This window comes from Pseudomonas sp. TH32 (genome assembly GCF_016650855.1).
Classification (GTDB): domain Bacteria; phylum Pseudomonadota; class Gammaproteobacteria; order Pseudomonadales; family Pseudomonadaceae; genus Aquipseudomonas.
Map to the genome: position 1 here is coordinate 2,768,364 of NZ_JAEKFA010000002.1, position 24,816 is coordinate 2,793,179.

Sequence of the window (24,816 nt, forward strand, 5' to 3'; positions counted from 1 at the left end):
GATTTTGGGGGTTAAACCGCGACTTCACGTTCCGCTTCGTTGGCTTTCCACGGCATCAATCTGCGTTCAGCCAGCTTCACCGCGGTGTTCAGGATCAGCGCCAGGGCGATGATCCCCACCAGCGCGGCAAACACACCGGCGGTGTCGAACTGCGAGGCGGCATCCGAGAGCAGGTAACCCAGGCCACGGTTGGCGGCGATGATCTCGCCCACCAGCGCGCCGATCAGCGCGTAGGGCACCGACAAGCGCAGGCCGGTGAACACCCAGGTGAAGGCCGACGGGATCACCACCATGGTCAACAGGTCGCGCTCCTTGGCGCCCATCAGGCGCAGGATGGTCAGTTGCTCGCGGGAGACGTTGCGCACACCGCTGTAGGTGTTGAGGAACACCAGGAAGAACACCACGGCGGCGGTGAGGATGACTTTCATCGGCAAACCGATGCCGAACCAGAGGATGAACAGCGGCGCCAGCGCGACTTTCGGCAAGCTGTAGAACGCGGTCAGAAACGGGTCGAGGATGTCGGCCAAGAGCTTGGCGCGGCCCAACACCAGACCGGCGATCAAGCCAGCGAGGGAGCCGAAGAAGAAGCCCAGCACCGCTTCCAGCGTGGTGATGCCGGCGTGGTAGAAAAACACCCCGTTCATGAGGATTTTCCACAAGCTTTGCGCCACCGCCGAAGGCCGGCTGATGAAGAATTCCACACCGAACCAGCGAGACACGCATTCCCAGAACACCAGCAGGAACACCAGGAACAACAAGCGATAGACCTGGATCATACGACCTCCAGCGAGTGGGCCAATGAGGAAGGATCCGCCGCACCGGCCACATCCGGCGCCAGGCGTTTCCAGAGGGCGGCGCAGAGTTCCACGTAGCGTGGGTCGGAGCGCAACCGCACGAGGTTGCGTTCGCCGGCCAGGGGAATATCGAGCACATGGTCGATGGTGCCGGGGCGGCCGGCGAACACCACACAACGGTCGGCCAGCGCGATGGCTTCGTCGACGTCGTGGGTGACAAACAGCACGGTCTTGTTGAGCTTGCGGCACAGGCGCAAGAGTTCGGTTTGCAGGGTCAAACGCATCTGCGCATCAAGGGCGCCGAAGGGCTCGTCCATCAACAGGGTTTCCGGATCGCTGGCCATCAAGCGCGCCATGGCCGCGCGTTTGCGCATGCCGCCGGAAAGCTGGTTGGGGTAGCTTTCGCCGAAACCGGTGAGGCCTACCAGCGCCATCAGTTCCTCGACACGACTGTCGATCTGGGCCTTGGGCATACGGCGGATTTGCAACGGCACGGCGATGTTGCCGGCCACGGTGCGCCATGGCAGCAGGTGGTCGGCCTGGGTCATGTAGCCGACCCGGGTGTTGACGCCTTTGACCTCGGCGCCGTCGTAGTGCACCTGGCCTTCAGTGGGGCCAAAGAGCCCGGCGGTCATGTTGAGCAAGGTGGACTTGCCGCAGCCCGAAGGGCCCACCAGGGTGATGATTTCACCCCGTTGAACCTGGAGTGTCACATTGCGCACGGCCACAAACTGGCGGCCCTCGACTTTGAAGCTTTTCTGCACCCCAGCGAAGCTGATAAAGGGTTTTGCACTCACCGCCCCTCCTCGTCCGGTAGGCCGGACTTGTTTGTTGTTGACGGGGTGAGGATGAACGGATGACAAATTTGTGGCGCACCGGATCGGGCCGGATCATGCGCGGGATCGGGACATCAAAAAAGTTGAAGCGGTATCAGCCGCGGCGCCACTCATCCGGCGACACACCCAGCACCCGGCGGAACACATGGGCCAGGTGGGAAGGTGATTCATAGCCGACGTTATTGGCGATCTCCAGCACCGACATGCGCGTGTGCCGCAGCAGTGTCTGGGCCCGCTCCAGGCGCAGGCGGTGGACGTACGCCAGCACCGTCTCGCCGGTGTGCAGCGCGAACAGCCGGGTCAAGTGACGGCGGGACATGTGGAACGTTTCGGCGATCTCATCCAGCCCCGGCGCATGTTCGAGATTGCCCTCCACGTAGGCCTTCACGTCACGCACCAGCATGGCGCCGTGGCGCTCGGTGGAGGAGCGTTGCAGGCTCGGCTGGCTGAGGGAAATCGCCAGGCATTCGAGCAGCAGCAAGTGATCGGCCTGGGCAACTTGCCGGCGGCGGTCGACGTACAGGTCGGGTTGGCTGAAGGCTTTTTTCGCCAGGAGCAGATGGTGCAACGGTGCAGAGGTTTGCCAGATGCCCAGGGTGGGCACACGGAGCAGCCGATTGGCGTCACCGGAGAGGTCACGCAAGGCGTAGTGCATGTAGTCGGGGTCGACGTAGAACGCTACGTGGCCCTGGCGGGTGGTGAGTGACGAGGAGGAATGGCTGCATTGCGGCGGCACCAGGACGAACTGGCGGTCGATCACCGAGGTGGTGCGTCCGCTGTCCTCGTCCTTGAAGCGCAACAGGCCGTGCTCGGGCACCATCAGCATGAATTCGTCATGGGCGTGAGCCCCGGTTTCATAGGCGCCGTTGGAGTTGAAGACGCTGTAGATTTCGCGCATCGCCATGCACTGCCGGTGGGTGTTGGAGTGCTGACACTAGCATGTTTGGTGCCAGCCAAGCATTGGGGTGAGGGAGCTTGCTCCCTCACCCCATAAAGCACCTCAAGTCATGATCAGGCCAACGGCACACGACGGGTGGAAATCGCCAGGCGACCTACGCCGAAGCTCAACGCCGCACCCAGCAGCAACATCAACAAGGTGCCCCACGCCGCATGGGACAGTTGCTTGGCCGCCACTTCGCCGGCTTCACGGGCTTTCTGTTCAGCCTGTTGCTTCAGTTCTTCAACCTTCTGCATGGCCTGCTGATAAGCCTGGGCATAGTTGTCGACGATCTGGGTGGCTTCAGCCTGGCTCTTGCCGGTACGGGCGGCGACGATGTTGACCAGCGCCTGCTTGTCCGCTGCGTTCAACGCGGGCTCGCCGGACGCCTTGACCCGTTCGAACCATTGCTTCAGCTCATCACCGGCCTGGGTGGGGTTAGTCGCGGCATCGTTGGCCGATTGCTTGCCGTCGGCGCTTGCCTGGTCGGCTTTTTGCTCGACGTTGGCCGGATCCAGCTCAGGCTTGCCGCTCTGCTTGAGCAGCGTGTCGAGCTGGCCTTGCAGGCTGTTCCAGTCCAGCTTGATACCTTGCTCATCCAGCTGCTGCTTGACGCTGTCGCTGATGCCCGGCGCCACGGCAGCGATACCGCTACCGGCAGCCGACAGGCCTTTGCCCACGACATTCCCCGCAGCACCCACCACGCTGGTGGCCAGCGCTGCCAGCAGCCAGGTGGTCAACAAGGTGGTGATGGTCCAGCTCAGCACGCCGTGCAGGCCGCCGCGATCCGGCGCAGTACGCCCGGCTACAAATGCACCGGCGCCGATCGCCAGCAAGGTAGACACAAACAGCCAGATCCCCGCGCCGGTACCAAAACCGCTCAGCGGGTTACCGGCTGCCATCGGGTTCACCGCACTCGCGCCAATCGCGGTGCCCAGCACGCTCAGCACCAGGTAGGTCACCAGGGCAATTGCACTACCGGCCAATACCGAGCCCCAGGAGACACGAAACAGCGAACGGTTGGTTTCATAGACAGTGGTCATGATCGATCCTTTGAACAGTGAGTAGGCGCTCAGTTTGGCGAGGCCCTCCCCTGCGGTCTCGGCACAATTGCACTAGGCGCACTGGTGCATTCGCACCCCGCGCCGGGTACTTTCTCTGCACTATCCTGAGCCTCAGGTGTCGTACTCCCTATGCGCCTGAAACCGCTCCCCTGTAGGAGCTGGCTTGCCAGCGATGGTCGTTAACGATGACGCGCACATCCTGGAGGTCCGCGTTGCTGTTGAGCTTTTCGCTGGCAAGCCAGCTCCTACAGGGGGCGCAGGTGCCCTCAATATTGGAGAAACCATGAGCCAGGCCGTCCTCGCCAAAGAAACCAACCGCCGCCAACTGCAGCAGATCATCTCCGGCTTGTCCGATGGAGTGATTCTCGCCGAGGTCGACCAAACCATCCTGTGGGCCAACGAAGCCGCGCTGCTGATGCACGGCGTGGAGAAAGTTGAAGAGCTGGGTGCCAATACCCAGGAATACGCCGCCCGCTTTGCCTTGCGCTATCGCAACAACCACCCGCTGGTGCTGGAGAACTACCCGCTGAGCCGGGTGGCGGACGGTGAAGAATTCAGCGACGTGGTGGTGGAAGTCACCCCCACCGGCGACGAGGAAAAAACCTGGGTGCACCGCCTGCGCAGCCTGGTACTCACCGACGCATCCGGCGAGCCGGAGTTGCTGGTGCTGATCCTGAGCGACGCCACCGAATGGGCCAGCGCCGAACAACGCTTCGAAAAAACCTTCAATGCCAACCCGGCCCCGGCGGTGATCTGCCGCTTGAGCGACCTGCGCTATATCAAGGTCAATCAGGGCTTTCTGGAGATGACCGGCTACAGCCGTGACCAGGTCATCGGCCGTTCGGTGTACGAACTGGACGTGTTGGAGCAGGCCGAAAACAAGGACCTTGCCGTCAAGCGCCTGAGCGAAGGTTCGACCATCCCGCAGATGCAAGCCGAACTGAAACTGCCCGAAGGCGGCAGCAAACTGGTGATCGTGGCCGGACAGCCGCTGGACATGAACGAGGAAGACTGCATGCTGTTTTCCTTCACGGACCTTGAGCCCCGCCGCAAGGCCGAAACTGCCCTGCGCCAGAGTGAGGAACGCTTTGCCAAGTCATTCCGGCTGACGCCCGTGCCGACCCTGGTGTGCAACGCGGCCAACCGGCAGGTGGTGGACATCAACGAAGCCTTCATGAACATCACCGGCTATATCAGTGAAGAACTGATCGGTAAATCCATCGAAGATATCGACTTTATCGACAGCCCCCAGGCGAGTACGCAACTGTTCACCACCCTGGAGAAGGCCGGCAACCTCGACGGCCTCGACCTGAAGATCCGCAAGAAAGGCAGCGAGGTGATCGACTGCGTGCTGTCTGCCGACACGGTCAGCATTCAGGACGTGCCCTGCTACCTGCTGGTGCTGATGAACATCACCGAGCGCAAACGCTCCGAGCTGGAACTGGTGGCGGCGATCGAGGAAGTGATGCAGGACGCCTCGTGGTTCAGCCAGACACTGATTGAAAAACTGGCCAACGCCAAGAGCGTCAACAGCCCCAACGTGCCGAACATTTCCTTTACCGACCTCACCGCCCGGGAGCGCGATGTACTGGGCCTGATTTGCGAAGGCCTGGCCGACAAGGAGATCGCCTCGCGCCTGAAACTGGCGCCCAACACCGTGCGTAACCATGTGGCCACGGTGTACTCAAAACTGGGGGTGCACAGCCGTAGTGCAGCCATCGTCTGGGCCCGTGAGCGCGGGCTGTTTGCCGGTGAATTGCGGGTTAAAAAACCGAAATAGAGTGCAAATGCACTAGTGCGACCGGTGCAAATTCGCCTTATTGCACGGGGGTGCACTGCTTAACCTTGAAGGGTGGGCACAGGGCTTTGGGTCCTGTGCTGTTGAGATGTCATGCCCTTTAAGGAATCCATCATGAAAAGCGAACAAGTCAAAGGTGCCGTCGAGAAAGTGGCCGGCAAGGCTCAAGGTTTTTTGGGTGATCTGACCGGTGACGAACAGCTCCAGGCCGAAGGTGTGGCCCGTCAGGCCGCTGGCCAATTGCAGCAAACCTACGGTGACGCGCTGGACACCGTCGGCGACTTTGCCAAGCAAAAACCCCTGGCGACGGTTGCGATTGTCGCCGGTGTCGGCCTGCTGCTGGGCCTGTTGCTGCGTCGTCGCTGAGGAGAGCCCAAATGTTTACGCTCTCCCAACTGCGCAACTGCATCGAAGAGGCCCTGTCGCCCCTGACCTGCGAGTTCACCCTGTGCCGTGACGCCTCGTTGACCCTCAAGGTCTTCGATGCCGAAAGTGGCCGGGTAGACCTGGTGGTCACCGGGATCAGCGTCAACAAGCTGCAGACCCCGCAGGAAGTGGAAAAAATGGTCGACGAGTTGCGCTACGAACTGCACAGCAACACAGTCGGCAAAGTCACTCTGGATGATCTGCCACTGCGCCCATTGTAGGAGCGAGCTTGCTCGCTTCTACACTGAACGCGCCTTCAACGACGCCCCGATAAAATAGAACACCCCTCCCCGACAATAAACGCTGCCAACATGTAGAACATGTAGTGGGCCGGCAGGCTGGCCAGCACCAGCCCGCACAGCACCGGCCCCAGGGCAGCGCCGAGGTTGGAGAGGTTTTGCGCGCCGTAATACATGCCGCGCAGGTGGTCCGGGGCGATGCGGTCGATAAACATGTATTCGGCGGGAAACACCACAATTTCGCCCACGGTGAAAATCGCCATCGCCAGGATCCACCACCACACGTTGCTCGCCAGGGCAAAGCCAATCACCCCCAGCATGAACATGCCCAGGCCGAAGATCAGCCACTGGCTCAGGTAGCGGTGGGAAATGCGTCGGCCAATCGCGTATTGCAGGGCGATCACCAACACGGCGTTGGTGGTCAGGACCGCGCTGATGATGGTGTAGGTGTACTCGGCGGTGGTGGTGGTCACCAGGTACTGCGAGAGGTACGCGGTGAACTGGCCGAACACCACGGCACTGAGCAAGCCGCCGATGGTGAAGCACACCAGCCGGTGATCCCGCAGCAATACGCGGCCCACGGCGAGGAACGACACCGGCTTTTGCGTGGTGTCGACGGTGGCCAGGGTGCGGTCGCCCCAGCGCCAATACAGCAGGAAAAACCCGAGGCCCAGAGCGGCCGAGAGAATAAACGGCAAGCTGATATCGAGCTTGGCCACCGTCGCGCCAAAAAACGGCCCTACGGCGTAACCGATATTGGTCAGGGTGTACTTGATGGAAAACGCTTCGCTGCGCTCATCTTCCGGCAGCAGGCTGGCAAACCCGGACTTGATCGCGATGTCGATCACCGCATAGGCCAGGTTGATCAGGATCAGGCAACTGTAGAACGACCAGATTTCCCGAGCCAGCACCGTGCCGACAAACCCCAGCGCAAACACCACGCTCAGGCTGAGCAACAGCCGATAACTGTTGATGCGGTCTACCAGGAAGCCGCCGTACACACTGAGCAGCGAACCGACGATCAGCGAGCTGCCGATCACCAGGCCGACCTGGCTGATGTCCAGGGCAAAGTGGTTGGTGAGGTAGATGACCAGGTACGGAAACGTGATGGCCTTGGCCAGGGTGAGGATCAGCGTGGCCGACAACAGCAGGTTCACGGTACGCGGGTAATTTCTTATTGTGGCAAGCATCCTGCTCTCATTCTGATCAAGGTAAAGGGGCCATTGCAGCCCGCAAGCGGATCTACCTTAACGCAAAACAACAGGCAAAAAATGCTGATTTATGCATTTATGCAAAAATCAAATGCAGCGGGATGAGCACGGGATCGCTCATCCCGCTGCCGGGGTCATTTTTTAACGGGCGTGATGTCGAGAATCGTGCCATTGGTGGTTTTGAGCAACACGTACTTGTCGTTCACACGGGCCCACTGGCTGTCTTCTTCCGGCTGCTTCAGGCCATGTTTTTTCCAGTCGGCGATGGCGGATTCCTTGCGCATCAGGATGTCCGGCGCGCGGTCGCCGGTCTTGAGGTCGCGGGTATTGATGTTTGAAGGCTGCACGGTTTTTTGCGGGGTATCAGCGGCCTGGACGGTGAAGCTCGCGGCGCACAGGCTCGCGGCAACCAGCAGGCAGGCAACAAGGGACTTGGACTTCATGGGCACTTCCTTCAATGAATGACGCGTAACGATTCCGACCGCAGCCGCGGGGAATCATTCAGCGCAGTGATGGAAGCGGCAGATGGATGGACCGCCAGCGACCGGGCCGACGATTAATCAGATAAGATTGGTTCTTTTTTCCAACTGCCCAGGACGTCCAATGACTGGTACCCACGTCATCATCATTTTCGTGACCGTTGTCACCTTGCTCGCGCTGTACGTGTTCGGCACCTACCGGGAACTGGTGGCGCTGCTCGATCGTTGCAAAAAAGCCTTCGGCCAATTCAAGGAGGCCGAACAACAATTGGCGGCAGCGCAAAATGCCCCGTCACCCGGCGCGGAAATCGCCGGCCTGGAAAGCCGCGTCGCGTTCACCCGCCAGCTGTTCCAAGACTCGGTCAACAACTACAACACCTACAAGCACAAGTCGCCGACATCGGTAGTGGCTGAACTGCTGGGGCATCGTGACGATGCGAGCCTGTCGGGGTTTGAGATCAAGCGTACGGTCTGAACCTGCCGACGCCTACACAGGGGCACGCTGACATGTCGGCGTGCCCTGATGAAACACCATCTGCCACTGCCCGCCACTCTCGCGCCACACCGAACTGCGCAACGACTCCCCTGCCGCATTGGCCTCCGTCGCCGCCCGTTGGCAACGATAGGTCACCAGCGCTACGCCTTCGGCCAGCATCTTCAACGCAAAGTCACCGATGCGACGGGCTGAAAACACCTCATCCTGTAGCCCCTCGATCACCTCGGCCTTGCTGGCCCACACATTGCCACTGGCACCAAATTCCACGAAATCATCCGCCAGCAACACCGACAACCGCGCGGCATCCGCACGGGTGGTGCATTGATGCAGCTCTTGTTCAAGGCTGCGTAAATGCTCCGACAACTCCATACCCATTGCCCCCATGAAATTAATCCTGTAATTTTTCATGAAATTTCTTGATAAGAATTTCACGAACCACCCATGGACAAGCAAGAAGAACTCGACGCCCTGGCGATCCTGATCCACGACCTGCGCAAGCACAAGAAGCTTACCCTGGCGCAACTCGCGCAAAAGATCGAGCGCTCCGTGGGTTTCCTGTCCCAGGTTGAACGCGGCCTGTCGCGCCCCACCGTGGCCGACTTGACTGCCATCAGCCACGCCCTCGGTGTGCCTACCACCTATTTCTACAGCCTGTCCAAACCCAAGGCGGTGGACTGGGTCACGCGCCCCAATGAGCGGCGCACGGTGTATTACGCCAATGGCATCACCGACATCCTGGTGTCGCCCACCATGCACGGCGCGTTCTCGATCCTCGACAGCCTGCTGGCCCCCGGTGCCAACAGTGGCGAACAGACCATGAGTGACCGCGCCGAACAGGCCGGCTACGTGCTGGAGGGAGAGTTGACGCTGTGGGTCGAGGGCGAGGCTGACTCCGTCACCCTGGGCCCCGGCGACAGCTTCCACCTGGCCAGTTTTGCCCACTGCCGCTACGGCAACCTGACCGACCTGCCGGCCCGCGTGCTGTGGGTCTACAACTAGGAGCAACACCCGTGAAAAGCCATTCCTCCACGCTGCTGGCCGAAGTCCGGACCTTTCGCCAGAACCACCCCGATGTGCGCTATGTCGACCTGATTGCCCTGGACATTCCCGGGCACTTCTACGGCAAGCGCTACCCGGTGGACATGCTGGAAAAGGTCGCCGCCGGCAGCCCGCTGAAGCTGCCGCAGAACGCGGTGCTGCTGGGCGCCCAAGGCGGCCTGTTCAAGATCGGCGACTACTGCTTTCACGACGGTGACCCGGACGCCAACCGCCGCCTGGTGCCCGGCACCCTCAAGCCGGTGAGCTGGGAAGCGCAGCCCCTGGGACAGATGCTGATCACCTCCGACGGCACCGAAGCGCCGATTGAATTCGAACCCCGGGAAGTGCTGGCCAAGGTGCTGGAACGCCTGCAGCGTAAAGGCATTCACCCGGTGGTGGCGTTTGAGCTGGAGTTCTACCTGTTCGACAAAAAGCTCAGCGACGGCCTGCCGCAATTCGCCCGCGACCCTCTGAGCGATGACGCCGATGACCAGCCCAACCTGCACATCGAGCGGCTGTCGCGCTTTGCGCCGGTGCTGGATGACATGGTCGAGACCGCCAAGGCACAGGGCATCGACATCACGGTGATCACTGCCGAGCTGGGCCCCGGCCAGTTCGAAATCAATTTCGGTCACCTGGAGGACGGCCTGCGTGCCGCCGACTGGGCCGCCCTGTTCTGCCGCAGCACGCGGGGCGTGGCGCTCAAGCACGGTTACCGCGCCAGCTTCATGGCCAAGCCTTACCTGCAACACCCCGGCAGCGGCATGCACGTGCACGTCAGCCTGTACGACGCGGCGGGCAACAACCTGCTGGCGGCCCACCAGCAGCAACCGTTGCGTCACGCGGTGGCCGGCTGCCTGGAGCTGCTGCCCCATTGCATGCCGATTTTCTCGCCCAACCACAACGCCTTCCGCCGCCTGGGCGGCACAGTGAACGCGGCGACCCGCGCGTGCTGGGGCTTTGAGGATCGCGACGCGTGCGTGCGAATCCCGGAATCGGACCCGCGCAACCTGCGCATCGAACACCGCCTGGCGAGTGCCGATGCCAATCCGTATCTGGTGTTGGCGGCGATTCTGGTGGGGCTTGAGCATGGCCTTGAAGCGGCCAAAGAACCTATCGCACCGCTGAATGACGACCGCAACAGCGGCGCGGATTTCCCCTGGAAATGCTCGAAGCCGTGCGCGCCATGCAGCATCAGCCAACGCTGCGAGAAGGCCTGGGCGCGGAGTTTGTCGACGTGTATTGCGAAAACAAACGCCAGGATCATTTGGCGTTCCAGCAGGAGATTCATGCGCGGGAATATCGCTGGTATCTGTAGACGCTGATGGTTAGCCTCTTGGGCATCTCTGACTACCCGCGGACTTGCCCATGACCGACCAAAGCGCCCCGGCCCTGAAGGAAATCTTCAACGCCGAACGCCTGCAGCACATCGCCACTGAAATGACGGCGGTGTACCCGGCGTTCGACGCCAAGGGTTTCCTCAAGCACGCCAAGGCCGGGTTGGCGGACCTGTCGGTGATGCAGCGCATGGCTCGGGTCAGCGAAAGCCTGCACGCCGTGATCCCGCTGGATTACCCCCAGACGCTGAAGTTGCTGTATGCCCTGGCACCCCGGCTGAACAGCGCCTTTGTCAGCCTGTTCCTGCCCCACTACGTTGCCAGCTACGGCGGCGAAGACTTCAAGCGCTCCATGGCCGCGCTCAAGTACTTCACCACCTTCGGCTCTGCCGAGTTTGCCGTGCGGCATTTTCTGCAGCGGGATTTCAAGCGCACCCTGGCGGTGATGCAAGGGTGGTCGCTGGACGACAACGAGCACGTACGCCGCCTCGCCAGCGAAGGCTCACGGCCACGGTTGCCCTGGTCGTTTCGCCTGGCCAACGTGCAGGCCGACCCGAGCCTGTGCGCGTCGATCCTCGACAACCTCAAGGCCGACACCAGCCTGTACGTGCGCAAGTCGGTGGCCAACCACCTCAACGACATCACCAAGGACCACCCGGATTGGGTACTGAGCCTGATCGAAGGCTGGTCCCTGGAGAATCCCCACACCGCGTGGATCGCCCGTCACGCGTTGCGCAGCCTGATCAAGCAAGGCAATACCCGGGCGCTGACAATCATGGGTGCAGGAGCCAGGGCCGAGGTGAAGATCCATCAGCTCAAGGTCGAGCCTGCGGTGATTAGTCTCGGGGAGCGGATCAACCTGTCTTTCAGCCTGGAATCCACGGCCGACACGTCGCAGAAACTGGTGGTCGACTACGCCATCGACTACGTAAAAAGCGCCGGTCACAGCGCGTCGAAAGTGTTCAAACTCAAGGCGTTTACCCTCGGCGCGGGTGAACATCACTCGATTAGCCGTGGCCAACATATCCGTGAACTGACCACGCGCAAGCACTATCCCGGCACGCACGCGGTGCACGTGTTGGTGAATGGGGAGCGGTTGGGGAGTGTCGAGTTTGAACTCTCAAAATAACCATTAAAACGTTAACGAAGGCTCTATTTCGGGCCTTTCAGACGAATTAATTGTCGGACAATGCTGGAAATTCGTATTGCGATCAATTATCATCTGGCGCCTTCTCGGTACCCGTTGGGTACTTGTGTCAATGTTCCACCTGAGGCGCCCATGCACCGTTTTTCGTTTTACCGTCCCCTGATCTGCATCGGCTGGGGGCTTGCCAGCCACAGCGCGTTTGCCGCCCTGCAACCGATGGCCGAAGCGCCGCTGGCCAGCGACACCGAGCTGCATTGCCACTTCAACCGCGACGCCAGCGTCGACTGCACCACCCGCTTCCACTACACCATCCTCAAGCCCAGTGGCCGGGAAATGCTCTCGCGGATCGACTTCAGCTACCAGGAAGAGGACGGCTTCGAGCTGATCAAGGCCGAGTCCACCCAGCCCGGCGGCAAACCGGTGCCCCTGGACGCGACACAGATCGACACCCGCACCGCCCCCAACCCTGACCAGGGTTTCTCCCGGGAAAAACAGACCTCGCTGGCGTTCCCCAACCTGCGGGTCGGCACGCAAATCCGCTACACGGTGCGCGAACACCACCCCGCCAAACCGCTGATGACCGAGTTCTACTACGCCTTGCAGTTCGGCCCCAACGCCGCACGGCGTGACCGCTTCAAGGCACGGTTCACCGCCGAGCGGCCCATCGAGTGGCGCAGCGATTTGATGGAAGGTTTCAGCATTACGCCATCCGCCAATCGCAAGACCCTGGATGTGGTGCAAAAGGCCCCGACCTACCTCAGCTACATCAACGAATCCGGCAACGCCTACATACGCCGCGCCCCGCGCATCGAAGTCGGCAGTTCCCTGGACCGCCAGCAGTACTTCGGCGGTTTCGCCGAACGCTACAACCAGATCCTCGGCGCCAGCCTGCCGCCCCAGGGCGCCGCAGCCGTGGCCGCCGTTCGCGGCCTGCCGCCCGCGCAACAAGTGGCCGGCCTGATGCAGCACATCAACGATCACTACCGCTACCTGGGCGACTGGCGCGCCTCGGATCGCGGCTATGTGCCCTTCAGCCTCGCGGAGATCGAGCAGCACGGCTATGGCGACTGCAAAGACCTTTCGACGCTGCTGGCGGCCATGCTCAAGGCCAGCGGAATCAAGGCCGAACCCGCGTGGGTCAGCCGGGGCGATGTGGCTTACCCGCTGCTGATTCCCGGCACCGGTGCACCGAACCACGCGATCGTTCGCGCCGAAGTCGATGGCCAGGTGTGGTGGCTGGACCCGACCAACCCGATCTTCGCCCCAGGCCAGACCCTGCCCGACATCCAGGACCGCTGGGTGCTGGTGACCAACGCCGAGGGCCAGGTGCGTGAAGAACACATCCCGCTGCAACCCGCCGCCGCCACGCTAATCCTCGACAAGCAGGAACGCTTCGACGCCCAGGGCACCGCCCGCGTCTCGGCCACCGTTGATTTTCGCGGCATGCCGCTGATGCAACTGAGCGTCGCCGACCGCCAGCAAGGTGCGACCGCCAGCGACCAGAACATCTGCGATAACTTCGGCAAACAGATCACCGACTGCCAGGTCCAGCGCCCTGCCACGGCTTTCTTGATCCCGGCCAGCTACAAGGTCAGCGCCACCCTGACCGACATGCGGCCGCTGGAGCCGCTGGGCAACGACCACGTCTACAACGACGCGGTGCTGCAAGAGAAATGGGATGGGCTGCTCAACTACCGCCGCAATGGGCAATTGGCCGACTTGTATATAGGCAATCCCGAGACGCTGGATTACACCATCACCCTGTCGGGTGGGCAGATCGACAAGGACATCAAGGCCTGCCAGGTACGCTCGCCGTGGTACGACTTGGACCTGACGGGTGAACGCGTAAAGGGCGACTGGCGTTATCACTACGTCCTGACGCAGAAGATACGCTGGCTGACTCACGATGAAATTGTCAGCGCGCCGTTTGAAAAGATGATCAATGAGATTCGTGCCTGTGGGGAGCAGGTGCATCAGGTGGTGAAGCTGTAGAGCATCCCGCTCATCGAATGTGAGGCTGCCTGGCCAGCCTCACAACAACACAAATAGAAAAGAAGACGGTAGGCAGGACAACAATAATGGCAATTAGCCTCTAACTTGAGGCATTATCCCGCACAATGCAGATGGTTATTGGAAGGGAGTCCCATTATGACCTGGTCGCTGACACTCACACTGGATGAACAGATCTACCCGCTGCGCGTGGTTCAACGTGCTGTGTATAGCCTCGCGCAGATACTCTCAATCCTTATTCGCCATGAAAACCAACAGTGGGTGCTGGAGGTTAATCCGAACGAACCATCCAGCCTGTTGGGTTACGGCGCCGATGCCGCAAAGGTACTGCTCCTTCGCCACCTAAATGATTTCACCCTGCGTGATCAGATTGCACTAGAAACCAGTGGTCTTAGAGAATTACTGGCCAGTACTGCTTTGAAAGAATGCGGCCTCTGATATGCCAGCCGTACTTATCGCCAAGGAAACCGACTATCGCTTGCTACCCTTCCGGTTCATGCGGATGCCGGATACCTACGGCTCGGACGTACTAATCACCACAGATACGGGCGAGTACTTGTTTGTGAACGAAGACGATCTTCCAAAAATCGTCCACAAACAACTGGATCGCCGATCATCCTTGTACAAGGATTTGCTGGCACGTCACTTTCTCTACGAACCCGAAATCCATGTGCCTTTTCCGGAAATGGCTGCGCAAATTCGCAGCAAAAAGAGCTTTCTGTTTGGCGGGCCAGCGCTGCATCTGTTTGTAGTAACGCTAAGATGCAACCACACCTGCCAATACTGCCAAGTATCCCGTGCGCCACTAGGCGGCCATGGCCACGACATGTCGACAGAGCACGCCATGCACGCCGTCGACCGCTTGTTCGAGTCGCCCTCCCCGGTTCTAACCGTAGAGTTCCAGGGAGGCGAACCATTGCTGGCATTTGATCGAGTCAGGCAAATAATCGAAGCTGTCAGCGCACGTAATGAAATCGAGCAACGCAGCATTCAGTTCATCATCAGTAGCACACTGCACCACGTGACGGACCCGATTCTGGCATTTGCCAAGCAGTACTCCGTGCAGTTCTCCACGTCGCTGGACGGTCCAGCTTTTTTGCATAACACCAACCGGCCCACACCTGAAAAAAACGCTTACCAACGAACAGTAGAAGGCATTCAACGGGTGCGTAGTGCTTTGGGGCACGATTCCGTCTCAGCTCTTACAACTTTGACAGCGAGAAGCCTTGAGCACCCAGAGGCGATCATTGATGAATACGTCCAACAGGGATTCAACAGCATTTCCCTGCGGCCGCTGAGCCCATATGGTTTTGCCAAGAAGTCAGAACAGCGACTCGATTACTCGATGGAGCAGTACCTGATTTTCTACAAGCAGGCCTTGGACTATCTGATCCAACTCAACAGCCAGGGAACGTACCTGAGCGAGGGCTACACCTCGTTGTTGCTGGGCAATATCCTTACTCCCTTTTCCAGTAGCTATGTTGACCTACGCTCCCCATTGGGCGCGGCTGTAGGCACACTGGTCTATAACTACGACGGCGACGTGTACCCCTCGGACGAAGCACGGATGCTCCTGGAAATGGGTGAGAGCGGCCTTAAGCTAGGCAGCGTCCAACAGCCACTGAGCGAATTGCTGCGCTCACCGATCGTTGAGCTTCTACTCGGCGCTGGAGTTGCCGAGGCTTTGCCGGGTTGCTCGGACTGCGCTTTGGTTCCCTACTGCGGTGCCGACCCGATTGAGCATTTTGCACGCCAGGGTGATCCCGTCGGGAACCGCATGTTCAGTACCTTTTGCCAAAAAATACCGCGTTGCTAACGCACCTATTCGGCCTATTGCGTGACGGCGACAGCACCACTCAACGGGTCTTGATGTCTTGGTTGGCGCGCCGCTCGTTCAGTGACTTGCCCAATCCTGGGTTCGGAGGTTGATATGCTCAGGCTCGATACGCAGTTCGATATACGCAATCTTGATACTGCCAGCCTGCTAAAGGTCATCACACCTCAAGAGCTGATTGAGAAAGGTACCTCGGCATGTTCCGGCGACGTCGCATTCACCGACCTGTTGCTGTGGCTGACACCCGGAGATATCGCTACCCAGCCGCAACTATTGAAAATGCCAGTAGCAGGCATCCTGCTAGCTGACGCAAACGAGCAAGCTCTCGATTACCCCGGAATCATCTTGGCCACCCCCAAGGATGAACGCGTAGTTCAACCCGGCGATGTGATCGCCCTGTCACCCAATTCAAATGTGGTTCGCGTGCTGTATCGGCGTAATGCGAATAGCAATCTGCTGTTCATTACTGACCGCTGCAATAGCCTTTGCCTGATGTGCTCGCAACCGCCCAAGGATATAGACGACTCCTGGCATATCGATGAAAACCTGCGGTTGATCGACCTGATGGATGCCGGTGATGAACAGATAGGTATCAGCGGTGGCGAGCCCACCTTGTACGCCGACGGATTGCTGGCATTGATCCAAAAAGCGAAAGATAAGCTGCCTGAAAAATCGCTGCATATCTTGAGTAACGGACGCCTGCTCGGACAGCCATCCTGGTTGGTGGCGTTGAAAGAAATCCAGCATCCCCGCCTGACCTGGGGTATTCCCCTGTACGCCGATACCGCAGCCGAGCACGACCATGTCGTTCAAGCGCCCGGCGCGTTCAGCGAGACCATGCAGGGCCTGTATAACCTCGGGCGTGCTGGTCAGAGTATCGAAATCAGAGTCGTGCTCAGCCGCTTGACCGCGCTCAGACTTGGGGAGCTTGCGCACTATATTTTTCGCAACCTGCCGTTCGTACAACATGTTGCGATGATGGGAATCGAGAATACTGGCCTGGCCAAAAAAAACTACGACGCCTTGTGGGTGGACCCTCTGGACTACCAGCAAACGCTGGCAGAAGCCTGTCACTTTCTCGACATTCGCGGGCTGACGGTATCGGTCTACAACTTACCACTGTGTGTAATGGAACCATCGCTTTCACGGTTTTACCGGCAAAGCATTTCCGATTGGAAAAATCTGTTTATCGAAGCCTGCCAATCCTGTGCCGCGAAGGAGCACTGCGCCGGCTTTTTTAAATCCCACTCCCTTCGCTGGCAGAGTCGCGGCATACGTCCGCTGAGCCTTGACGAAGGCTCTCACTACGCAAGGAGCGCATGATGACGCTGATAGATCGCTGGAAAATGTTAATCGGCCACGGTATCGCGATAGTCCCGGTGGCGCTGACCCCGCTGGCACAAGCCGGACAAATGGCGCTGGTCGATTCCGAGTGGAAAGCCACGGAGAAACCGCCGACTTTCAACAACACACTCAATGCGCCGAATGCGTTGAATATTTACGCGGCACATCGCTCACACAGCTCCCACCGATCTCATAGCTCTCACAGCTCGCATTACAGCGGCTCGAGCGGCTACAGCGCACCACGCAGCTACACGGCGCCTACTCCCGCCGTCGCACCACGGTCGCTTTACAGCACACCCGGGGCAAGTCGAAGTTCTGCAAACAATTTCAATGGTTCCACAAGCCGTCCATCATCCTCAAGCGGCTCTTCCGCACCCGCTGGAACCGGAGCAGCGGCAACTGCGGAACGTAACAAGCTGGTGATGCGTGTTCAGATGGCATTGTTGGTCAAGCAGTACTATGCCGGTGCTATCGATGGTGTTCTGGGCAATAGCACCCGCGGGGCGCTGATGGCGTTTCAGGCCGATTCAAACCTGCAGAACCACGGCCGTATGGACACGCCGACACTGAACGCGCTGGGGATTGCAATTCCCTGAATCAGTGAATACTCCTTGTCCCATGTTGGACCGGGCTGGCGCTCCAGTGCGCAGCGCTCCCGCTTTTTTGGGGCCGCTTCGCAGCCCAACGGGGGACAAGCCCCCTCGCCACAGGGTTGCGGTGGATCAGGCTCCCTCACCCAACAAAACCCCCTGCTCCCGCGCGCACAGTTCCACCAGGTAATCCCACAACACCCGCAACCTTACCGACTTGTGCAACTCGCGCCGGGAGCTGATCCAGTAGCTGCGCTGGATGCTCTCCCCGGCAGCAGCGGCACCAGGTCCGGGTCGCTGGCGGCCATGAAGCAGGGCAACACGGCAATCCCCAATCCCGAACGCGCCGCCTGGTGCTGCGCGATCACGCTGGTGCTGTGGAACACCACCTTGGGGTTGCGGCAGAAACTGCTGAGAAATTTCAGTTCCTGGCTGAACAGCAAATCGTCGACGTAATCGATCCAGGCGTGCACCGCCAGGTCCTCGCGCTTTTCAATCGGCGGCGTGCGGTCCAGGTAGCTGCGGCTGGCGTAGAGCGCCAGGCGGTAGTCGGTGAGTTTGCGGGTCACCAGTTGGTCGACGCTGGGGCGTTCCAGGTGGATGCTGATTTCTGCTTCGCGGTTGAGGATGCTGACAAAGCGTGGCACCGCCAGCAGCTCAACCTCCAGGCCCGGGTAGCGTTCGAACAGGCCACCCATGCGGCTGGCAAGGAACATCACGCCCAAACCCTCGGCCACACCCAGGCGAATCTTGCCCAGGGGCGCAGCCGAATGGGTCAGTTCTTCTTCGGCCAGCAGCGCCACGTTTTCCATGGCTTCGGCATGCTTGAGCAGCGCTTCGCCGGAGGGGTGAGTTCGTAGCCCTGGGCGTGTTGCACGAACAACGCAGTGCCCAGGCTTTTCTCGATGGCCTCGATGTGCCGGGCCACGGTGGCGTGGGTGGTTTTCAGGCGTTGCGCGGCCGTGAGCAAGCGTCCGCTACGCTGTAACTCAAGAAAGAACCGCAGGTCATTCCAGTCGAACATGTCGCCTCCGCTCTCCACCTTGAAAGCATCGCTGTCTAAAAACGCACAGCAGCTGGGTAAAAACTAACATTTTTAAGACGAAAACTAACAACTAGGATGGAGCCAATAAGAAAAACAAGCGAGACCTCAGATGCCCATTGCAGCTGCTGAATACGATTACGTAGTAGTAGGCGCCGGCCCCGCAGGCTGCCTGCTGGCCAATCGACTGTCCGCCAACCCTGCCCATCGCGTGCTGCTGCTTGAAGCCGGCGGTCGCGATAACTATCCCTGGATCCATATTCCCGTCGGCTACCTGTTCTGCATCGGCAACCCGCGCACCGACTGGTGCTTCAAGACCGAAGCCCAGGAAGGCCTGCAAGGCCGTGCCCTGAGCTACCCGCGTGGCAAGGTGCTGGGCGGTTGCTCATCGATCAACGGCATGATCTACATGCGCGGCCAGGCCCGGGACTACGACGGCTGGGCCGAAGACAATCCCGGCTGGGCCTGGAAGGACGTGCTGCCGCTGTTCAAGCAAAGCGAAAACCATTTTGCCGGCGCCTCGGAATTTCACAGTGACGGCGGTGAGTGGCGGGTTGAGCAACAGCGCCTGCACTGGCCGATCCTCGATGCGTTTCGCGATGCGGCGCAGCAGAGCGGTATCGACAGCATCAGTGACTTCAACCAGGGCGACAACGAAGGCTGCGGCTATTTCCAGGTCAACCAGAAATCCGGAGTGCGCTGGAATGCGGCCAAGGCGTTTCTCAAGCCGGTCCGCCAGCGACCCAACCTGACGGTGATGACTGACGTTGAAGTCGACCGCGTGCTGCTGGAGAACGGCCGCGCCACGTCGGTGGTTGCTCGCCAGCACGGCCAACCCGTCACTTGGCGGGCACGCAAGGAAATCATCCTGTGCGCCGGCGCCGTGGGTTCACCCGGCATCCTGCAACGCTCCGGCATCGGCCCTTCCAGCGTGCTCAAACCGTTGGGCATCGATGTGCTGCACGAGTTGCCCGGCGTCGGCGGCAACCTGCAGGATCACCTGCAACTGCGCCTGATCTACAAGCTGGAAAACGCCCGCACCCTGAACCAGATCGCCGGTACGGTATGGGGCAAGATGGGCATGGGCCTGCGTTATCTGTACGACCGCAGCGGCCCGCTGTCCATGGCCCCCAGCCAGTTGGGCGCGTTTGCCCGCTCCGGGCCGGAGCAGACGTCGGCCAACCTCGAATACCACGTGCAACCGTTGTCCCTGGAGCGCTTTGGCGAGCCGTTGCACGGGTTCCCGGCCTTCACCGCCTCGGTGTGTGACCTGCGCCCGCAAAGCCGCGGCCGCATCGACATTCGCTCGGCCAACCCGGCAGACGCGCCGCTGATCCGCCCCAACTACCTCAGCCATCCGGAAGACCTGCGCGTCGCCGCCGACGCCATCCGCCTGACCCGGCGCATCGTCTCGGCCCCGGCCCTGAAGCAGTTCAACCCGGTGGAATACCTGCCCGGCGCCGAACTGCAAACCGACGAACAGCTGCAAGAGGCCGCTGCCCGCATTGGCACCACGATTTTCCACCCGGTGGGCACCTGCCGCATGGGCAGCGACCAAGACGCCGTGGTCGACGCTCAACTGCGGGTGCATGGCGTTCCCGGGCTGCGCATCGCCGACGCGTCGGTCATGCCCCGCATTACTTCAGGCAACACCTGCTCACCCACGCTGATGATCGCGGAAAAAGCCGCGCAGCTTATCCTTTCGCCGAACACAAGGAGCCTCGCCCCGGAGAAAGAACTGACTTTACCGGCTTGACCTGTAGGAGCCCGGCTTGCCGGCGATGGCATTTTCAAGTGTTGTGCACAGCTTGAGAGCGCCATCGCCGGCAAGCCGGCTCCTACAGGGGAACAGCGGCGCCGATTCGGCGCCGACAGTGGAACAACAATAAATAATCACTGTGAGGGCTACCCAAATGTCAGAACACGCTCAACCCCTGGACCCGGCGCTCGGCGCACGCTCGAGCAACGACACACAGAAAGTCATCTTCGCCTCCTCCCTCGGGACGGTGTTCGAATGGTATGACTTCTTCCTCTACGGCGCCCTCGCGGCGGTGATCAGCAAGCAGTTCTTTGCCGGGGTCAACGACACCACGGCGTTTATCTTCGCCCTCATGGCCTTCGCCGCCGGTTTTGTGGTGCGCCCGTTCGGTGCGCTGGTGTTCGGTCGGCTGGGTGACATGATCGGACGCAAGTACACCTTCCTCGCCACCATCATCCTGATGGGCCTGGCGACGTTCTGCGTGGGCTTGCTGCCAACCTATTCAAGCATCGGCATCGCCGCCCCGATCATCCTCGTGGCGCTGCGCATGCTCCAGGGCCTGGCGCTGGGCGGTGAGTACGGCGGCGCAGCCACCTACGTGGCCGAGCACGCCCCGGCGGGCAAACGGGGCTTTCACACCAGCTGGATTCAATCCACCGCGACCCTCGGCCTGCTGCTGTCGTTGCTGGTGGTGCTGGCGTGCCGTTACTTCACCGGTGACCAGTTCGAAGTGTGGGGCTGGCGCCTGCCGTTCCTGCTGTCGATCGTGCTGCTGGGCATCTCCACCTGGATCCGCCTGAGCCTGCACGAGTCGCCGGCGTTCCTGAAAATGAAAGAGGAAGGCAAGGCCAGCAAGGCGCCGATCCGCGAGTCCTTCGGCAAATGGGAAAACCTCAAGATCGTGTTGATTGCGCTGTTCAGCATCAACGCCGGGCAAGCGGTGACGTTCTATGCCGCGCAGTTTTATGTGCTGTTCTTCCTCACACAGTTTCTGAAGATGGACCCGGCGCTGGCCAACATGCTGCTGATCATCAGCGTGGTGATCGGTGCGCCGTTCTTTATCTTCTTCGGCTGGCTCTCGGACAAGCTGGGGCGCAAGCCGGTGTTGATGGTCGGCCTGCTGCTGGCCACCGCGTTGTACTTCCCGATCTTCAAGGGCCTGGCGCACTACACCAACCCGGCGATGGACCACGCGAGTCGCCAGTCACCGATCACTGTATTGGCAGATCCAGCCACCTGCACCTTCCAGTTCGACCCGGTGGGCAAGGCGCGTTTTGACAGCCCGTGCGACAAGGTCAAGACCTTCCTGGTGAAACAGGGCCTGCCGTACGAAAGCGCTGCCGCCCCGGCTGGCAGCGCGGTGCAGGTGAGCGTAGGTGATGTGCGTATCGACGGTTACGACGAAGCTGCCCTGAAAGGCGCGGTGACCCTGGCGGGCTATCCGCAGTCGGCTGACGTGGCGCAGGTCAACAAAACCATGGTGGTGGTGCTGATCGTGGCACTGATCCTGATCGCCGCCATGTGCTACGGCCCGCTGGCGGCGCTGATGGTGGAACTGTTCCCGACACGCATCCGCTACACCTCGTTGTCGCTGCCGTACCACATCGGGAATGGCTGGTTCGGTGGCTTCCTGCCGACAGTGTCGTTTGCGCTGGTGGTGTACACCGGGGATATCTTCTATGGCCTGTGGTACCCGGTGGTGATCACCGGGGTGAGCCTGATCGTGGGGCTGATTTGCCTGAAAGAGACCAAGAACGTCGATATCGACAATAACTGAGTCTGCCGTCGCTGCCGGTCGCCCGACCGGCAGCGCAACCTTTTGCTGTACATCCATACAGATAAAGGTTGATCAATTCCCTTCTCTTGCGCATCCTGCTCCCCATTCAATTGCGTAGCGAATGTGGTGACCATGCGGCTGTTCCTCTGTGAAAAACCGTCCCAGGCCAAGGATATCGCCGCCGTGCTCGGCGCGACCCGGCGTGGCGACGGTTGCTGGCTGGGTTCAGGCGTTACCGTGACCTGGTGCATCGGCCACCTGCTGGAAACCGCCCCGCCCGACAGCTACGACGCCAAGTACAAGCGCTGGGTGCTGGCTGACCTGCCGATCATCCCCGAGAAGTGGAAAATGCTGGTCAAGCCCAAGACCGCCAGCCAGTTCAAGGCGGTCAAGCGCCTGCTGGGGGAAGCGCAGGAACTGGTGATCGCCACGGATGCCGACCGTGAAGGCGAAATGATCGCCCGTGAGCTGGTGGAGCATTGCCGCTATCGTGGTCCCATCCAGCGGCTGTGGCTCTCGGCACTCGATGACGCGTCGATCCGCAAGGCCCTGGCCTCGTTGAAGCCCGGCGCCGAAACCTTCAGCCTCTACCATTCGGCCCTCGGCCGTTCCCGCGCAGACTGGTTGATCGGGATGAACATGAGCCGGCTGTTTACCCTGCTGGGTCGTCAATCCGGTTATCAGGGGGTGTTGCCGGTCGGCCGCGTGCAAACCCCGACCCTGCGCCTGGTGGTGGACCGCGACCGCAGCATTGCCGACTTTGTCCCCGTCGCGTACTGGGCCATCGATGTGGAGCTGCTCCACGACAACATCACCTTTACCGCGCAGTGGCGCGCCACCGAGGATGCCTGTGACGACCAGGGCCGTTGCCTGAATCCGCAGCTCGCCCGGGACGCAGCCGACGCCATGGGCAATGCCGCCAGTGCGCGGCTGGTGAAGCTGCGCACCGAACGCATGCGCGACGTCGCGCCCCTGCCCTTCGACCTCGGCACCTTGCAGGAAATCTGTTCGAAAAAACTCGGCCTCGGCGCCCAGGAAACCCTGGATGTTGCCCAGTCGCTGTACGAAACCCATAAGGTCATCACTTACCCGCGCAGCGATTGCGGCTACCTGCCACTGAGCCAGCACGGCGACGCGCCGAACATTCTCGCGGCGCTGGGTCGCGCCGACCCGGCGGTGAACGCGTTGATGCCGCACATGGACCCTACGCGTCGCTCCCGGGCCTGGAACGACGCCAAGGTCAGCGCTCACCACGGCATCATCCCCACCGGCGCGGGCAAGGACGTCGGGCAACTGACGGGGAAGCATCGCGCCGTGTACACCCTGATTCGCGCCCGCTACCTCGCGCAGTTCCTGCCCAACCACGAATACGACCGCACCCAGGCAGACTTCGATTGCGCCGGTGAAGCCTTGCGGGCTGTCGGCAAGGTCATCGTCGAGCCCGGCTGGAAACGCGCCTTGCCGGAAGCGCTGGCGCCGGCCAAGGGCCGCGAAGCGCCTGCGCCGCAGCCCTTGCCGAAACTGGTTCAAGGCCAGGACTACGCCGTGGCCAAGGTCAACCTCAAGGACCTGTGGACCCAGCCGCCCAAGCCTTTCACTGAGGGTGACCTGATCAAGGCAATGAAAAACGTCGCCAAACTGGTGGAAGACCCGCTGCTCAAGCAAAAACTCAAGGACACCACCGGGATCGGCACCGAAGCCACCCGGGCCGGGATCATCCAGGGCCTGCTGGATCGCGGTTACCTGGTGAAAAACGGCAAGGCGCTCTCGGCAACCCCTGCCGCATTCAGCCTGATCGATGCGGTACCACGGGCAATCGCCGATCCCGGCACCACGGCTATCTGGGAACAGGCGCTGGACATGGTGCAAAGCGGCGAGATGAGCCTGGAAGAGTTCGTCGCCAAACAGGCGGCGTGGATGAGCAAACAGGTCACCCGCTGCACCGGCATGCGCCTGACCATCAGCGGCCCCGCCAGCCCGGCAGGACGGGGCGCCACCCCGTGGAAAAACAAGCGCAAGCCGGCCAAGCGCAAGACCGCCGCCAGCCCGAAACGCGCGGCAAAACCGGCAAACAAGGGGTGAGAGGCAGCAAAAGTCGCGACAATGACGTTTTTCGAGCAGATATACGCCGCTTTGGACCTTGCCCTGCCGTGAGCCGTCTAGGATTCTGTAGGGACTGCTAACCTCCCAACAATAACAACACCGGAGTGGCCTCCATGAAAACCGTTGCCCAAGTGTTAAAGTCCAAAGACCAGCAAAACCAGCAAGTCCATACCATCCCCCACGACCATACGGTGTTCGAGGCGCTTATCGTGATGGCGTCGAAAAACGTCGGGGCCCTGCCGGTGCTCCAGGACGGGAAGGTGGTGGGCATCATCAGTGAACGAGACTACGCCCGTAAGGTCATCCTCCATGGATTGTCCTCGGTGGCGACCAAAGCCCACGAGATCATGAATTCACCGGTGATCACCGTCGACACTCACCAAACTGTCGAGACCTGCATGACTATCATGACTGACCGACATCTGCGGCACCTGCCTGTGGTGGAGAACGGCGAGCTGCTTGGCTTGCTGTCCATCGGCGACCTGGTCAAGGAAGCCATTGCCGAACAGGCCGACCTGATCAAACAGCTGGAGCAGTACATTCGCGGCGAATAAT

20 protein-coding genes and 4 pseudogenes are annotated in these 24,816 nt (G+C 60.7%); 16 read left to right on the top strand and 8 right to left on the bottom strand.

Going from position 1 to position 24,816, the window contains the following annotated elements; genetic code table 11:
* Positions 1 to 11: 11 nt before the first annotated feature.
* The 4 genes from JFV30_RS16380 to JFV30_RS16395 all read right to left on the bottom strand — a co-directional run bounded on the left by JFV30_RS16380 (position 12) and on the right by JFV30_RS16395 (position 3,610).
* A complete protein-coding gene (locus tag JFV30_RS16380) occupies positions 12 to 776 on the bottom strand; it encodes an ABC transporter permease (RefSeq protein WP_010172223.1) in 765 nt (254 codons plus the stop codon).
* Positions 773 to 1,591 (bottom strand): ATP-binding cassette domain-containing protein, encoded by an 819-nt coding sequence (locus tag JFV30_RS16385; RefSeq protein WP_201124625.1) that lies wholly within the window; start codon positions 1,589 to 1,591, stop codon positions 773 to 775. Before JFV30_RS16385 ends, JFV30_RS16380 begins: the two co-directional genes overlap by 4 nt.
* 133 nt (positions 1,592 to 1,724) lie before the next feature.
* The gene (locus JFV30_RS16390) at positions 1,725 to 2,528 is read right to left on the bottom strand and encodes a helix-turn-helix domain-containing protein (RefSeq protein WP_201126210.1); all 804 of its coding nucleotides are present in this window, start codon (positions 2,526 to 2,528) and stop codon (positions 1,725 to 1,727) included.
* Between the two features lie 113 nt (positions 2,529 to 2,641).
* Positions 2,642 to 3,610 (bottom strand): hypothetical protein, encoded by a 969-nt coding sequence (locus JFV30_RS16395; RefSeq protein ID WP_010172230.1) that lies wholly within the window; start codon positions 3,608 to 3,610, stop codon positions 2,642 to 2,644.
* A gap of 304 nt (positions 3,611 to 3,914) precedes the next feature.
* Between JFV30_RS16395 and JFV30_RS16400 the strand changes: the two genes are divergently transcribed.
* The 3 genes from JFV30_RS16400 (at position 3,915) to JFV30_RS16410 (ending at position 6,076) form a co-directional block, all read left to right on the top strand.
* The gene (locus JFV30_RS16400) at positions 3,915 to 5,411 is read left to right on the top strand and encodes a PAS domain S-box protein (protein ID WP_201124626.1); all 1,497 of its coding nucleotides are present in this window, start codon (positions 3,915 to 3,917) and stop codon (positions 5,409 to 5,411) included.
* A 132-nt stretch (positions 5,412 to 5,543) separates the two neighbouring features.
* Positions 5,544 to 5,795 carry a CsbD family protein gene (locus tag JFV30_RS16405; RefSeq protein WP_010172234.1) on the top strand — a complete coding sequence of 84 codons (252 nt, stop codon included), beginning with the start codon at positions 5,544 to 5,546 and terminating at the stop codon, positions 5,793 to 5,795.
* 11 nt (positions 5,796 to 5,806) lie between these two features.
* Positions 5,807 to 6,076, top strand: coding sequence for a DUF1652 domain-containing protein (locus tag JFV30_RS16410; RefSeq protein WP_201124627.1), 270 nt, complete (start codon positions 5,807 to 5,809; stop codon positions 6,074 to 6,076).
* Between the two features lie 18 nt (positions 6,077 to 6,094).
* Here JFV30_RS16410 and JFV30_RS16415 read toward each other — a convergent pair.
* Positions 6,095 to 7,284 (bottom strand): annotated as a pseudogene (locus tag JFV30_RS16415) (MFS transporter).
* Positions 7,285 to 7,439: 155 nt separating this feature from the next.
* Positions 7,440 to 7,748 carry an RcnB family protein gene (locus tag JFV30_RS16420; protein WP_010172240.1) on the bottom strand — a complete coding sequence of 103 codons (309 nt, stop codon included), beginning with the start codon at positions 7,746 to 7,748 and terminating at the stop codon, positions 7,440 to 7,442.
* A 160-nt stretch (positions 7,749 to 7,908) separates the two neighbouring features.
* Here JFV30_RS16420 and JFV30_RS16425 point away from each other — a divergent pair, with 160 nt between their 5' ends.
* Positions 7,909 to 8,259: a LemA family protein gene (locus JFV30_RS16425; protein WP_201124628.1), complete on the top strand. Its 351-nt coding sequence runs from the start codon at positions 7,909 to 7,911 to the stop codon at positions 8,257 to 8,259.
* A gap of 12 nt (positions 8,260 to 8,271) precedes the next feature.
* On the opposite strand, the gene JFV30_RS16430 is transcribed toward JFV30_RS16425, so the two are convergent.
* Positions 8,272 to 8,664 carry a nuclear transport factor 2 family protein gene (locus JFV30_RS16430; RefSeq protein WP_242487101.1) on the bottom strand — a complete coding sequence of 131 codons (393 nt, stop codon included), beginning with the start codon at positions 8,662 to 8,664 and terminating at the stop codon, positions 8,272 to 8,274.
* Between the two features lie 57 nt (positions 8,665 to 8,721).
* Here JFV30_RS16430 and JFV30_RS16435 point away from each other — a divergent pair, with 57 nt between their 5' ends.
* From JFV30_RS16435 to hxsA, 8 genes and pseudogenes are all read left to right on the top strand, one after another.
* Positions 8,722 to 9,279: a helix-turn-helix domain-containing protein gene (locus JFV30_RS16435; protein WP_010172245.1), complete on the top strand. Its 558-nt coding sequence runs from the start codon at positions 8,722 to 8,724 to the stop codon at positions 9,277 to 9,279.
* Between the two features lie 11 nt (positions 9,280 to 9,290).
* Positions 9,291 to 10,636 (top strand): annotated as a pseudogene (locus tag JFV30_RS16440) (glutamine synthetase family protein).
* 50 nt (positions 10,637 to 10,686) lie between these two features.
* A complete protein-coding gene (locus JFV30_RS16445) occupies positions 10,687 to 11,784 on the top strand; it encodes a DNA alkylation repair protein (protein WP_201124629.1) in 1,098 nt (365 codons plus the stop codon).
* 150 nt (positions 11,785 to 11,934) lie between these two features.
* On the top strand, positions 11,935 to 13,794 hold the full coding sequence (locus JFV30_RS16450; protein ID WP_201124630.1) for a DUF3857 domain-containing transglutaminase family protein: 1,860 nt from the start codon (positions 11,935 to 11,937) through the stop codon (positions 13,792 to 13,794).
* 156 nt (positions 13,795 to 13,950) lie between these two features.
* A complete protein-coding gene (hxsD, locus tag JFV30_RS16455) occupies positions 13,951 to 14,250 on the top strand; it encodes a His-Xaa-Ser system protein HxsD (protein ID WP_201124631.1) in 300 nt (99 codons plus the stop codon).
* 1 nt (position 14,251) lies between these two features.
* Positions 14,252 to 15,741: pseudogene (gene hxsB, locus JFV30_RS16460) on the top strand (His-Xaa-Ser system radical SAM maturase HxsB).
* Between the two features lies 1 nt (position 15,742).
* On the top strand, positions 15,743 to 16,969 hold the full coding sequence (hxsC, locus tag JFV30_RS16465) for a His-Xaa-Ser system radical SAM maturase HxsC (protein WP_201124632.1): 1,227 nt from the start codon (positions 15,743 to 15,745) through the stop codon (positions 16,967 to 16,969).
* A complete protein-coding gene (gene hxsA, locus JFV30_RS16470) occupies positions 16,969 to 17,586 on the top strand; it encodes a His-Xaa-Ser repeat protein HxsA (RefSeq protein ID WP_201124633.1) in 618 nt (205 codons plus the stop codon). The genes hxsC and hxsA overlap by 1 nt, the downstream gene beginning before the upstream one ends.
* Before the next feature lie 126 nt (positions 17,587 to 17,712).
* Here hxsA and JFV30_RS16475 read toward each other — a convergent pair.
* A pseudogene (locus JFV30_RS16475) lies at positions 17,713 to 18,604 on the bottom strand (LysR family transcriptional regulator).
* A gap of 130 nt (positions 18,605 to 18,734) precedes the next feature.
* Here JFV30_RS16475 and JFV30_RS16480 point away from each other — a divergent pair.
* The 4 genes from JFV30_RS16480 to JFV30_RS16495 all read left to right on the top strand — a co-directional run bounded on the left by JFV30_RS16480 (position 18,735) and on the right by JFV30_RS16495 (position 24,815).
* Positions 18,735 to 20,378 carry a GMC family oxidoreductase gene (locus tag JFV30_RS16480; protein ID WP_201124634.1) on the top strand — a complete coding sequence of 548 codons (1,644 nt, stop codon included), beginning with the start codon at positions 18,735 to 18,737 and terminating at the stop codon, positions 20,376 to 20,378.
* Between the two features lie 157 nt (positions 20,379 to 20,535).
* Complete coding sequence (locus JFV30_RS16485) at positions 20,536 to 22,158, top strand: MFS transporter (protein ID WP_010172258.1); 1,623 nt, start codon at positions 20,536 to 20,538, stop codon at positions 22,156 to 22,158.
* Positions 22,159 to 22,290: 132 nt separating this feature from the next.
* A complete protein-coding gene (locus JFV30_RS16490) occupies positions 22,291 to 24,240 on the top strand; it encodes a DNA topoisomerase III (protein ID WP_201124635.1) in 1,950 nt (649 codons plus the stop codon).
* Between the two features lie 134 nt (positions 24,241 to 24,374).
* A complete protein-coding gene (locus JFV30_RS16495; RefSeq protein WP_010172262.1) occupies positions 24,375 to 24,815 on the top strand; it encodes a CBS domain-containing protein in 441 nt (146 codons plus the stop codon).
* Position 24,816 lies beyond the last annotated feature (1 nt).